General features: G+C 49.9%; 11 protein-coding genes, 2 pseudogenes and 1 riboswitch. Of the genes and pseudogenes, 5 read left to right on the forward strand and 8 right to left on the reverse strand.

The features are described 5' to 3' along the window. Positions 1-255: 255 nt before the first annotated feature. Positions 256-369, reverse strand: a pseudogene (locus QJQ48_RS19900) (IS701 family transposase); the annotation flags it as partial. A 70-nt stretch (positions 370-439) separates the two neighbouring features. Between QJQ48_RS19900 and QJQ48_RS19905 the strand changes: the two are divergent. The 4 genes and pseudogenes from QJQ48_RS19905 to QJQ48_RS19920 form a co-directional block, all read left to right on the forward strand. Beyond that, positions 440-1219, forward strand: a pseudogene (locus QJQ48_RS19905) (HAD-IC family P-type ATPase); the annotation flags it as partial. 153 nt (positions 1220-1372) lie between these two features. Beyond that, a complete protein-coding gene (locus QJQ48_RS19910; protein WP_346293000.1) occupies positions 1373-1624 on the forward strand; it encodes a potassium-transporting ATPase subunit F in 252 nt (83 codons plus the stop codon). Positions 1625-1826: 202 nt separating this feature from the next. Then, positions 1827-2399: a K(+)-transporting ATPase subunit C gene (gene kdpC, locus QJQ48_RS19915; RefSeq protein ID WP_346293001.1), complete on the forward strand. Its 573-nt coding sequence runs from the start codon at positions 1827-1829 to the stop codon at positions 2397-2399. Between the two features lie 43 nt (positions 2400-2442). Then, complete coding sequence (locus QJQ48_RS19920; protein WP_346293002.1) at positions 2443-3549, forward strand: universal stress protein; 1107 nt, start codon at positions 2443-2445, stop codon at positions 3547-3549. Positions 3550-3657: 108 nt separating this feature from the next. Here the strand turns inward: QJQ48_RS19920 and QJQ48_RS19925 are convergent, their stop codons facing one another. From QJQ48_RS19925 to QJQ48_RS19950, 6 genes are all read right to left on the reverse strand, one after another. Beyond that, entirely contained in the window at positions 3658-4485 is an 828-nt protein-coding gene (locus QJQ48_RS19925) for an ABC transporter ATP-binding protein (protein WP_346293003.1), read from the reverse strand. Between the two features lie 38 nt (positions 4486-4523). After that, on the reverse strand, positions 4524-5912 hold the full coding sequence (locus QJQ48_RS19930) for a CmpA/NrtA family ABC transporter substrate-binding protein (protein WP_346293004.1): 1389 nt from the start codon (positions 5910-5912) through the stop codon (positions 4524-4526). Positions 5913-5933: 21 nt separating this feature from the next. Beyond that, positions 5934-6725, reverse strand: a complete 792-nt coding sequence (ntrB, locus tag QJQ48_RS19935; RefSeq protein ID WP_428843072.1) for a nitrate ABC transporter permease — start codon at positions 6723-6725, stop codon at positions 5934-5936. A 164-nt stretch (positions 6726-6889) separates the two neighbouring features. Then, a riboswitch (cyclic di-AMP (ydaO/yuaA leader) is annotated at positions 6890-7034 on the reverse strand. Between the two features lie 211 nt (positions 7035-7245). Continuing rightward, positions 7246-8109 (reverse strand): sulfate ABC transporter permease subunit CysW, encoded by an 864-nt coding sequence (gene cysW / locus QJQ48_RS19940; protein WP_346293006.1) that lies wholly within the window; start codon positions 8107-8109, stop codon positions 7246-7248. Continuing rightward, a complete protein-coding gene (gene cysT, locus QJQ48_RS19945; protein ID WP_346293007.1) occupies positions 8102-8944 on the reverse strand; it encodes a sulfate ABC transporter permease subunit CysT in 843 nt (280 codons plus the stop codon). The genes cysW and cysT overlap by 8 nt, the downstream gene beginning before the upstream one ends. 130 nt (positions 8945-9074) lie before the next feature. Then, positions 9075-10232: a sulfate ABC transporter substrate-binding protein gene (locus QJQ48_RS19950; protein WP_428843070.1), complete on the reverse strand. Its 1158-nt coding sequence runs from the start codon at positions 10230-10232 to the stop codon at positions 9075-9077. 236 nt (positions 10233-10468) lie between these two features. Here QJQ48_RS19950 and QJQ48_RS19955 point away from each other — a divergent pair, with 236 nt between their 5' ends. Then, positions 10469-11500, forward strand: a complete 1032-nt coding sequence (locus QJQ48_RS19955) for a sulfate/molybdate ABC transporter ATP-binding protein (RefSeq protein ID WP_346293008.1) — start codon at positions 10469-10471, stop codon at positions 11498-11500. A gap of 163 nt (positions 11501-11663) precedes the next feature. On the opposite strand, the gene QJQ48_RS19960 is transcribed toward QJQ48_RS19955, so the two are convergent. Continuing rightward, positions 11664-11837 (reverse strand): SDR family oxidoreductase (locus QJQ48_RS19960; protein ID WP_346293064.1); only part of this gene is annotated, 174 nt, incomplete at its 5' end.

Consider the following 11837-nt stretch of genomic DNA (forward strand, 5'->3'; position numbering starts at 1 on the left):
ACTACAGAAAATCCATTTAGTGGGGCATTTAAAGCAGTAGAACCGTCTCTCGGTCGCCGCAAGGGGGGTTTTCTCTTTGAGAGTCCTGAATGCGTAACTGTCAACTCATTTAAACACCCAACTTTAAGTTTCCACAACGTAGGGAATCAGGAAACGCATAAGAGTGATTTGGGAGGTGGCGAGTAACGTGCGAGTTAGAGATACACGCGATAGACGACCGGGTTGGTGTTCCCAGACCGACAACGCTTGACCGACTTTGAGGATCTCAGCCAGTTCGCAACAGCCAGACCCTTGTGGTTGGGCCAGCAGATAGCGCACATAGAGATTGAGCGTGCAATGAGCGGTGGAGGGTTTAGTGAGAATACGCAAAGGACTAAGGGATGCAACACCTTTGAATTTCAACCCACAAATTTACTCAACTGTCAATGCGTAAGTCCTGAGAGTTTCTCTTTTGGGGGGAACGCCGCTGGCTCTCTGCCAAGATGACGAAATTTACGGGGTGATTTACCTAAAAGACATCATCAAACCCGGCATTCATGAACGGTTTGATCAATTGCGGCGCATGGGAGTCCGCACAATCATGCTGACAGGGGATAACTGCATTACCGCTGAGGTGATTGCTCAAGAAGCCGGGGTCGATGATTTTATTGCCGAAGCTACTCCTGAAGATAAAATCCAGGTGATTCAGGCAGAACAGGCAGAAGGCAAGCTAGTGGCGATGACCGGCGACGGCACCAACGATGCTCCAGCTTTAGCCCAGGCCAACGTGGGACTGGCGATGAACTCCGGCACCCAGGCCGCCAAAGAAGCCGCCAACATGGTCGATCTCGACTCCGACCCCACTAAGCTGATTGATCTAGTCACGATTGGCAAGCAGTTACTGATCACTCGCGGGGCATTGACGACTTTCTCCATTGCCAATGACATCGCCAAATACTTCGCCATTATCCCGGCTATGTTTGCCCCAGCCGGTATCGGTGCGCTCAACGTTATGGGATTAAACAGCCCCCAATCTGCTGTTCTGTCTGCCCTGATTTATAACGCTTTGATTATTCCGGCTCTGATTCCTTTGGCTTTGAAAGGAGTGCAGTTCCGTCCGTTGACCGCGAATCAATTGCTTCAGCGCAACATACTGATCTTTGGCCTGGGTGGTGTCGCTGCTCCCTTTATTGCCATCAAATTAATTGATCTTATCCTTGGCAGCGTTGGTTTGGCGTAGGGAGATTTTGCACCATCTGCCCCATGCGCACCACAGAAAACTTAGAGCGTGCAGCCATCCGCCTAGGCTTCCCTCCTAGCCTGACGCGCTTCTCTAAAAGTAACCCGCTCAAACTTTGAATTTTATGCCGCCCTTACATTGGAGAAATTCTGCATGAATTGGTCTACCTTGCGTCCGCTGGAAGTTTTGAATGACTGGCTAGAGCGTCTTCAACAGCGCCGTACCCGCATCGCCCTAGGTATCTTCATCGCTCTATGCCTGAACTTGGCGATCGCGCCGGCGCTTTATGCCGCTACCGATAGTCTCAGTCGCGGTAATGCCTATGCTTTGGGTCTCCTTGGCCTAGTTGTCATTGGGCTGACGGCCTATCTCACTACCGTTATTCTCAAACCGGAGAAATTTTGACCCTGCTGAAAAGACTGATCAACCAAATCCGCGAACAGATTCGACTCAGCCGCCTGAGACGACAACTACGTCAAGCAGCGCTAGATCGAATTCGCAGTCGCCATCGCCAGAGACATCCAGTGGCAACCAAAAGCTTTTTCAAGTGACGTTCTAGCGTTTTGACATTCTAGCTCTCTAAACTTGATTGATTTAGGCAAAAACCATGATTCAAGACATCTTCAGCAGCATCCGCACGACAGTTGTTCTTTGGTTCCTTACCGCCCTGATTTATCCCTTACTGATTTTCGCGATTGGACAGGGGATTTTTCCGACCCAAGCTAATGGCAGCCTGATTATGAATGATCAAGGTCAGATTGTCGGCTCTACCCTAATCGGTCAAGCTTTTAGCCGCGATGAATACTTTCGGAGTCGTCCAAGCACAGTGAACTACAGCTCCGGTGAAGATGCGGCTCCTACGGGCCTATCAGGAGCTACAAACTTAGCTCCTAGCAATCCTGAATTGCTTGAGCAAGTGCAGCAAAGAGCAGAAATTCTGCAAGCTGCGGACATTCAGCTTACCGCCGATTTACTCTACAGCTCCGGTTCTGGCCTAGACCCTCATATTTCGCCTGCCAGCGCTCTGGCTCAAGTTGACCGCATTGCAGCTATTCGCAACCTGTCAGCCGACGAGCTGCAAACCCTAATTAAACAAAATACCGAAGGCCGTTTCTTAGGCATCTTTGGCGAACCAACCGTCAATACGGTCGTGCTCAATCTAGCTTTAGATCAGCTTTAAGGCCCTAAATTTTTAACCTCTTCACGTACTAACTTGTCCACACATGTATAAGCCAGCCGCAATTAACTCTGTCAGCTACCAAAAGCCCCCTTGTCGAGGTAAACATAAAATTTTTATTGGCATGGCACCCGGCGTCGGCAAGACATACCGAATGCTCGAAGAAGGGCAGGCTCTGAAGCAAGATGGCGTTGACGTGATTGTTGGGTTATTGGAAACGCATGGTCGAGAAGAGACGGCCCTCAAGGCTGAAGGTCTAGACCTGATTCCCCGTAAACAAGTTAGTTGCCGAGGAGTCATGCTGCTAGAAATGGATACGGAAGCTATTTTGCAGCGAGATCCGCAACTGGTTCTAGTGGATGAGCTGGCCCATACCAATGTGCCGGGTTCTCAGTGGGAGAAGCGTTATCAGGATATTGAACAACTTTTAGAGGCTGGGATTGACGTTTATTCAACGGTCAACATTCAGCATTTGGAGAGCTTAAATGACTTGGTGCACCGCATTTCTGGGGTTGTAGTGAGGGAGCGCATTCCCGATCGCATTGTTGACGATGCAGATGAAGTTGTCGTCGTTGATGTCACCCCAGAAATGCTGCAAGAACGACTGCAAGAGGGCAAAATCTATGCGCCTGAAAAGATTGATCAGGCACTGCAAAACTTTTTTCGCCGCAGTAATCTGATTGCTTTGCGAGAATTAGCCCTGCGAGAAATTGCTGATAACATCGAGGAAGAATCGATAGCCACTGCTCGGACTGCTCACTGTAACATTCAAGAACGAATTTTGGTGTGTATTTCGACTTATCCAAATTCCATTCGGCTTTTGCGGCGAGGTGCTCGAATTGTCAATCATATGAATGGCCGACTCTTCGTTTTGTTTGTAGCGCCTGCAGGTAAGTTTTTGTCAAAATCGGAAGCCCTGCATATTGAAACTTGCAAACGGCTATGCCAGGAGTTTGAAGGAGAATTTCTTAGGGTTGAATCATCGGATGCTGTACCTGTAATTGTCGAGGTTGCTATCCAAGAGCGGATTACGCAAATTGTTTTAGGCGAAACTCGTCGTTCTCGATTTCAACTGCTGTTTAGAGGCTCTATCGTACAGCGATTGATGCAGGCTTTGCCCCAGGTTGATTTACACGTTATTGCCAATCATTAATTAGCTTAGTTGCATAGAAGTAGCGCTCCGGCCAGTTTCACATCAGCAGGGTTTTAGCTTCTGGGCTCAGCAGCTTCATTCAAATAAAGTATATTGGCAAGAGGTCTTTTACTGATAGCGCTCTAAAAACTCCAGTGCTTGATTTCGGATATCAGCATATTCTTTCGATTCCTGAATAGCTTGGCGATCGCGCGGATGAGAGAAAGGTACTTCAAGAATTTGGCCGATTTTTGCATGAGGACCGTTGGTCAGTAAAATAAGGCGATCGGACATATAAATTGCTTCATCCACATCGTGAGTAATCATCATCACGGCTTGACGATGTCCCTCCCAAATCTCTAATACTTGCGCCTGGAGTTTTCGCTTAGTTAACGCATCTAACGCTCCAAAGGGTTCATCCATGAGCAGCATTTTGGGGCGAGTGATCAGAGCCCGCGCAATGCCAACTCGCTGCTTCATGCCGCCCGAAATTTCATCCGGGTATTTATCAGCCGCCTCGGTTAGATTCACCAGGGCTAGATGTTTGCTAATCCAACTGTTTTTATCAGTGCGACTAGCCGATTTAAACACTTCGTCTACGGCTAAGCGAATGTTGTCTTTGACTGTTAGCCAGGGTAGAAGAGCATAATTTTGAAAAACCATCATCCTTTCGGCACCGGGCCTGCGAATTTCCTTTCCTTCTAGCGTTACCAGTCCTGAAGTGGGTCGATCTAGCCCGGCGATAATTTTCAGCAAAGTAGACTTGCCACAGCCGGAGTGGCCAATAACCGAAATATATTCTTTCTCACCAATAGTTAGGCTGATTCTGTCGAGAATAACGGTTTGTCCTCCCTCAGGGTTAGGGAACGATTTTACTAAGTTATCAATGACAAGAAAGTTGTCCTGATTGTAGTCGGAGGCCGTTCTATTTTTGGTAATGCTAGAGGTGTAACTCATTGAAAACTCCTTGGATAATAACGTTAGACGATAGCGTCTTAAGTCATGAAGAATGGGCGTGGCGCATTTGCTCGAATCTTGAAGCTTTTGAGATAGCCAACCGGATCGCTAGGATCAAACGCTTTGCTGTCAATAAATGCGTCAGCCGGCTCAGTCTTGAAATCTTCTGCTGGACAGGGAATATTCATTTCATTGGCAATCTCACGGTAGAGATCGGTGCGCCAGGCAGCTTTTGCAATCTGTTCGGCATTTTTAGGAAATGCTTCAATTTGTTGCCAGCGGGCTGCTTGAGTCATCAACCAAAGATTCTGCGACTGCCACAAGAATGTGGAGTGGTCATTAGGAACAGTAGAGACCTCAGGAGGCAGATCAAAAAACAGCGTTGTTGCCAAACTTTCAACGATTCGGTCTCGATTATCAAAACCGCCGTAATTGTACTTGCCTACGATCCCGGCGCTTGTGATGCTGGGGTCTGCGCCTGTGTACGATCGCTGGGAAATGATTTCAGCGACTTCAGCTCTATGTTCTGGCTGGCTGCAGTACTGGCAGGCTTCAATCATTGCCTTGACCAAGGCGCGGTATGTCTTGGGATTTTCGTCAATGAACGACTCCATCACAGCGAGCACGCGGTCGGGATGGCCGCGCCAGATTTCTCGTCCTTGGGCAAAGGTGAAGCCAATCCCTTCATGGTCAGAGATGGCTCTCGTGTTCCAAGGTTCTGCCACCATGTAGGCCTGCATGGCACCAATGCGCATGTTGGTAACCATCTGCGGCGGGGGGGTAATAATGATGCGAAACTCCTCTACTGGATCCAAGCCGGTTGCCGCAATCAGGTATCGAACGAAGTACTCATAGATAGCGGAGCTTAAGACCACAGCAAGCGATCGCTTATGGGCGGGCGCATCGCTGAAATAGTTGTGAAAGTCGCGTCCGAAAGCGTCGAGGTCGCCTTGATAATCCTGCCAAGGGCGCAAACCATTTTCCCAGAGTTCTTTGCTTAGGGTCATCGCGTTGCCGTGACGATGAATGGTCATCGCCGCACAGAGGGGAGCCCGCCGCGCTCCTTCAGCGCCTACCCTAGCGTTCATAACCGCGCCGGAAACCACAGGAGCCGCATCGAGCCGACCAAAGATCACACCATCGCGAGAGTTAGCCCAGCTGGCTTCTCGGCTAAGGGTAACGTTCAGGCCATACTTCTGGAAAAGCCCGTTTTGATAGGCTACGGCAAACGGGGCACAGTCATTGACCGGCACATAGCCAATCGTCAAATTAGGTTTTTCCAAATTTTCAGGATTGAGCAAAAGTCTACGGTCTGAATCTTCTCTAGCGCTAGCAAGGCTCTTGTCTCCGTAACGAGCTAGCGCAATCGTAGAGACACCAGCCGTCAAGCCTTGCAGAAAGGCTCTACGTTTTATCTTGCGGTTCATAGTAGTTTTGTTGAGGGGTGACTAAGAACGAGCGGTGCGGTGAGTAACGCGGCTTTCTATCAGGCTCAGCAGGTAATCGAGCACCAAACCAGTAAGTCCAATCACAAATACCGCTAAAAACACAGAGCTTAAGTTCAGACGGCTCCATTCGTCCCAAACAAAAAAGCCAATTCCTACTCCGCCTGTCAGCATTTCTACTGCCACAATCACCAGCCAGGCAATACCCAAACTAATTCGCAGACCCGTAAAGATGTAGGGTAGGCTCGCTGGCAAAATAATCTTGACCACTTTTTTCCATACGGGCATCTCCAGCATGCGCGCCACGTTCAAGTAATCTTTCGGCACACTTGCCACACCAAGGGCCGTGTTGATGATGGTTGACCACAAGGAGGTAATAAAAATGACGAAAATTGCGGAAGGATTGGCGACATTGAAGATGGCCAAGGCGATCGGCAGCCAAGCCAGTGGGGAAACGGGCTTAAGAACCTGAATCACTGGGTTAATCACTAGCCTCGCCGTTCTTGACATTCCAATCAAAAAACCAATCGGAATAGCTACGACAGCCCCAAGCAAGAAGCCGATGATGACCCGCTGTAAACTAGCGAGCAGCAGCCAGCCTAAACCAATATCCCCAGGACCTCTGCGGTAAAAGGGATGTAAAATGTAGTCTAAGTTTTCCACCAGGGCTTGAGGCGGAGTAGGCATCAATTCTGGGCGCAGCAGCGCCACCAGCCACCACACCCCAATCAGGCCGGCAAATCCCAAAATAGGCAGTAGAAACTCGGGCTTCAAGACGCCACGAAGCGGCTTCATGGCGAAGATTTTGACGTTTGCAGCCAAACTCACCAAAATCATAGGTGATAGTACCTTTATTCAAATTGGACTTTAATCACTGAGCGTCCAAATAAGAATCCTGTTGAGTGGGCCCTACCTGTCAAAAAGAGTCAACCGATTTGACCTGTAGCGATCGCCTATCACAGTCTTCTCCCAATGCTGACGAGGTTAGCTGACGGGCTAGGGCTGAGAGATGCCCTTCTTCAGAGTGTCACGCTGAAAATTCGCCCCTATGCTCAAAAGAGCTTGGTTCCCCCGCTTAAAGCGCTGCTTGATCATTGCCAAAGTGGTACATGAGGCAGAGCTTTAACTAAGCTGACTTTCTCAGTTCATCGTATGCTAGCACCAAGCATTCAAATCAACAATCAGTTTAGATGCAGAAAGCCAAAAGTGATTTGGAAACAGCAGGCATCCGTGAGCTTATTCTCACAAGCTTATTCTCACAAAAGATTATTGCTGTTTCTCTCTGGACCTTCTAGCAGTCAAATTCGATTCAACCTCAATGACGTAAATGACGAATACCGGCGGTATTGCCTAACAGATGCTTTAAGACCAGCGTGACTAGAGCCAAACCGGCGAGTAAAACTGAAGCGGCATAGGCAGCTTCGGTTTGATATTGCACATAGGCTTCTTCCACAAATAACGGCAGGGTCTGGGTCTGACCCCTGATGTTGCCGGAAACGACAGCCACGGCCCCGAACTCACCCATTGCCCGGGCGTTGCACAAAATCAGCCCGTAGAGCAAACTCCATCTGATTGAGGGTAACGTAACTCGCCAAAAGGTCTGCCAGGGAGAGGCTCCCAGCGTATGTGCCGCTTCTTCTTGGTCGGTGCCATTCTCTTCTAGGGCTGGCAGGACTTCTCTGACAATAAACGGCATAGTCACAAAAATAGTTGCCATGACCATGCCGGGGAGGGCAAAGATGATTTTGAAGCCAGCAGCTTCAAGCAGCGGGCCAAACCAACCTCGACTGCCGTATAGCAGTACCAGCATCAGACCCGCTACCACTGGAGAAATTGAAAAGGGTAAGTCAATAATGCTAATGAGCAACGTGCGACCTGGAAAGGTTTTATGGGCGATCGCAATGGCGGCGCACAAACCAAATACAGTATTCAGCGGCACGGCGATCGCTGCCGTCAGCACCGTCAAGCCTACGGCATGAATGAACTCGCTGCTGGTGATTGCCGTCCAAAATGTAAATAGTCCCCCCCTGAACGCTTGCACAAACACATTCAAGGCTGGCAACAGCAATACCAGCATGAGATAGAGGCCGACAAAACTAACCAGTCCCCATTTGCGCCAGTCAAATTGAGCAGAGCCTTTTTCCAGCGATCGCGGCTGACTTAGAGGCGATTTAACCATAGCGCCTTCCTAGCGATTGCAATAGATTGATAACAATGAGAATGGCCAGTGAAATCAGCAGCAGCACCGATCCGATCACCGTGGCTCCGGCATAGTCAAATTGCTCAAGCCGCTGGAATATCAATACTGGAGCAATTAAATCTTGAAAAGGAATGTTTCCGGCAATCAGTACAATTGAGCCATACTCACCCACTGCCCGGGAAAACCCCATGGCTACACCGGTTAATAGGGCAGGTAGCAGTGGGGGTAAAATAATTCGCCAAAAGGTTTGCCAGGCCGACGCCCCCATTGACCAAGCCGCTTCTTCCACGTCAGCCTCCATTGCTTGCAAAACGGGCTGTACCGTCCGAACAACGAAGGGCAATGAGATGTAGGTCATTGCGACTAAAATACCGAGCCGGGTAAAGGACACTGTAATCCCATAGGGAGCCAGCCCAGCACCGATCCAGCCCTGAGGGCTATAGAGAGTTGAAAGGGTCAAACCGGCAACGGCAGTGGGCAAGGCAAAAGGCAGATCAATCACCGCATCCAGAAAGCGCCTACCGGGAAATTCATAACGCACCAGCACCCAGGCGACGATGAGGCCGGCAAAGCCATTGAGCACAGCAGCGGCTAGAGCGGTTAGAAAAGTAACGTTATAGGTGGATAATGCGACTGGGTCGCTAGCAATTCGCCAGATTTCTGCCAGATTGAGGGTACTTGCTTTGAGAATGAGCGCAGCGATCGGCAGAAACAGAAACAGTGTCAGATAAATCCATGTAATGCGCCAGGGCCAAGAAAGATGGCTCAACTGATGCCAGAAGGACTGGCGCATAGAAGGGGGTGAGAAAGTCATGGTGTTTTAGAAACAGCTCGCTGTATGTCATTACGGGTGTCAGTCCCCTACAAAAGCGCCAAATTTAGCTATGTCACGCCAGTAACGGTGAGATAGAAAGCAGATGAATTTCCGCCAGCACGAATGGAATCTATTGGCTAATTTTGGTTTGGATTTTGTCGAACTCAGCCCCGTCGGCAAAGAATTTCGTTTGCACAGCGTCCCAACCCTCTAAATCGTCAACCGTAAACAGGGTTTCGACCTTAGGGTACTGCTCAGCAAACTCAGCCTCAACGGTTGGATTGACCGGGCGAAACCCTACCTTGGCAAATTCACGCTGAGCCTCTGGCGTAAACAAAAACTCGACAAAAGCTTCTGCAACCTCACGGGTGCCGTGCTTATCGACGTTGGCGTCAACGACGGCGATTGGGTTATCAATCGAAATGTTGACGTCAGGAATAATATACGGCTGTACTTCTCCATTTAGCTGAGCTAGCAGCACCTCATTCTCATAATTAATTAGGACGTCGCCCTGACCCCGCTGGAAAAAGACATCGGTAGCCTCGCGCGCATCCTTAGGCAAAATGGGAGCATTGCCATAGACCTTTGTGACGTAGTCCAGCGCTGTCCTTTCGTCTCCCCCCGTTTGAGTAATTTGTCCCCACAGTGCCATAAAGTTCCAGCGGGCTCCGCCAGATGTTTTCGGGTTTGCCGTCACTACCTGAACATCATTCCGGGCCAAATCCTCCCACCCCTGAATATTTTTGGGGTTGCCGTCACGGGTTACTAAGGCGGCAACCGATTTGTGTACGATCGCGTCATTGGGGGCTTCTTGCTCCCAGCCTGGTTCAATTAAGCCACCCTCTTCCAGCTTTTGCGTGTCTAGGGCCAAGGCCAGCGCTACAACATCAGCCTCCAGACCATCTAATACGGCCCGCGTCTGAGAGCCTGAGCCACCATAGCTTTGGTTGAATACAACGTCTTGCCCGGTCTCGTCCTGCCACTGCTCAACAAACTGGGGAATGATTTGCTCATAAGCCGCTTGAGTCACGGCATACGACACCAGCGTCAGTTCCACCTTCTCGGCTGGAGCTGGCGTTTCAGACGAGGTTCCAGCATCGGCACTGGATGTCGTGCCAGAGCTGCAGGCTGAGAGAGCCCCCATCACTCCAATTCCGACCGCCAGCAGAAGCGCCGTTCGGCGGGACACAGCATACCTATGACCAGACAATCTCAGATCAGATAACGGCTGATGGGTAGCCGCTTGGGTTGCCGTGCGATCGCGCGGCGAGCGTTGTGATGACGACATGAATAACCTCCAGAAAATGAGGACGGGTTAACGAAGCGGTTGTCCTTAGGAAAAGACTGTAACACAAAAAAATCTAATATTAATCGCAAAACATTTTAAATGCATTTTGAGATTATTTCTGCTTGACATGCAGGATCAATGGGCTTAGCGTGGATGAAGCTTATTTCGGCGATCGCGCTTCACGAACCTCCCGTGCTCGGTAACCCTTTTGAAAAAACTAAGGATTGAACAATGCGATGGGCATTAAAATCGAAAATATTTCTAAGCGATTTGGTGACTTCCAAGCCTTACAGCCAGTCAGCCTTGAGGTGAAAACAGGTTCGCTGGTCGCGCTGCTAGGGCCGTCTGGCTCAGGCAAGTCGACGCTGCTGCGGCTGATTGCTGGACTGGAGGTACCAGATTCAGGCAGCATTTATCTGTCTGCCCATAACTCGACCCATCAACGGGTGCAAGATCGCAATGTCGGCTTCGTGTTTCAGCACTACGCCCTGTTCAAGCATCTGACCGTGCGGAAAAATATCGCTTTTGCTATGGAGATTCAGCGCTGGCCGCGAGAGCGAATTAAGCGACGGGTCGAAACGCTGCTAGATCTAGTCCAGCTAGGCAATCTGGGCGATCGCTATCCGGTTCAGCTTTCAGGCGGGCAGCGTCAACGGGTGGCGCTGGCACGAGCATTAGCGATCGAGCCTCAGGTGCTGCTGCTGGATGAGCCATTTGGCGCATTAGATGCAAAAGTCCGCAAGGATCTGCGTAACTGGCTCCGGCGTCTACACGATGAGGTTCACGTGACGACAGTTTTTGTCACTCATGATCAGGAAGAAGCAATGGAAATCGCAGATGAAATCGTCATCATGAATCAGGGACAAATTGAGCAGGTTGGCTCACCCGCAGAGATATACGAAAATCCTGCTACGCCGTTTGTCATGAGTTTCATCGGGGCAGTCAATGTGCTGTCGCCCGATCCAACCTGGCGATCGCTGCATCAAAACCTGCCAGCCCAGGGCGAGGTATTTTTGCGTCCTCACGATATTGAAATTTTGCCAACGGCAACCTACGGCAGTTCCTTAGCAACCATTCAGCGAATCGTCCATCTTGGCTGGACCATTCGGCTAGAAATGACGCTAGAAAATGCCCAATCTGTTGTCGCTTACCTCAATCACGAGCAATTTCAGACACTGCAGTTTAAGCCTCAGCAGACTGTGTTTATTCAGCCTAAGTCAATTCGTACGTTTGAGCAGCCCGCCACTCTTGAGTCAGTACTGAGGTAATTCTGGCTGCTGGGCTAATTCATTTTTGGGCTTGTCCAGCTTAAGGACGCGATCGCTGCATCCAAGCAGTTTCGGCGTTTATCCGCTGAGCTGTTTATGATCTGTTGTCAGGTGCCCTCAAAGGGGGCTTTACCCAAAGTTTAGGAGACGCGGCATAGCTTCTCTAGGCACCGCCCATGACGTCAATAAATGAACCAGTAGTGAAAGAAGATCGGTCTGACAGCAGCCACAGAATCGCCTGTGCAACTTCTTCTGCTTTCCCACCGCGCTGTAGGGGAATGGATGACTTTACTCGGTCTACTCTGTCTGGCTCACCGCCGCTGGCATGAATATCTGT

This window comes from Sphaerothrix gracilis Ecp01 (genome assembly GCF_030405905.1).
In the GTDB taxonomy this organism is placed as follows: Bacteria; Cyanobacteriota; Cyanobacteriia; order Phormidesmidales; family Phormidesmidaceae; genus Sphaerothrix; species Sphaerothrix gracilis.

Coding starts and splice junctions, on each gene's coding strand:
- cysW (WP_346293006.1), bottom strand. CDS start 8,109: ATGGTTAAATCGCCTCTAAGTCAGCCGCGATCGCTGGAAAAAGGCTCT.
- QJQ48_RS19910 (WP_346293000.1), top strand. CDS start 1,373: ATGAATTGGTCTACCTTGCGTCCGCTGGAAGTTTTGAATGACTGGCTA.
- cysT (WP_346293007.1), bottom strand. CDS start 8,944: ATGACTTTCTCACCCCCTTCTATGCGCCAGTCCTTCTGGCATCAGTTG.
- QJQ48_RS19955 (WP_346293008.1), top strand. CDS start 10,469: ATGGGCATTAAAATCGAAAATATTTCTAAGCGATTTGGTGACTTCCAA.
- QJQ48_RS19950 (WP_428843070.1), bottom strand. CDS start 10,232: ATGTCGTCATCACAACGCTCGCCGCGCGATCGCACGGCAACCCAAGCG.
- QJQ48_RS19920 (WP_346293002.1), top strand. CDS start 2,443: ATGTATAAGCCAGCCGCAATTAACTCTGTCAGCTACCAAAAGCCCCCT.
- QJQ48_RS19925 (WP_346293003.1), bottom strand. CDS start 4,485: ATGAGTTACACCTCTAGCATTACCAAAAATAGAACGGCCTCCGACTAC.
- ntrB (WP_428843072.1), bottom strand. CDS start 6,725: ATGAAGCCGCTTCGTGGCGTCTTGAAGCCCGAGTTTCTACTGCCTATT.
- QJQ48_RS19930 (WP_346293004.1), bottom strand. CDS start 5,912: ATGAACCGCAAGATAAAACGTAGAGCCTTTCTGCAAGGCTTGACGGCT.
- kdpC (WP_346293001.1), top strand. CDS start 1,827: ATGATTCAAGACATCTTCAGCAGCATCCGCACGACAGTTGTTCTTTGG.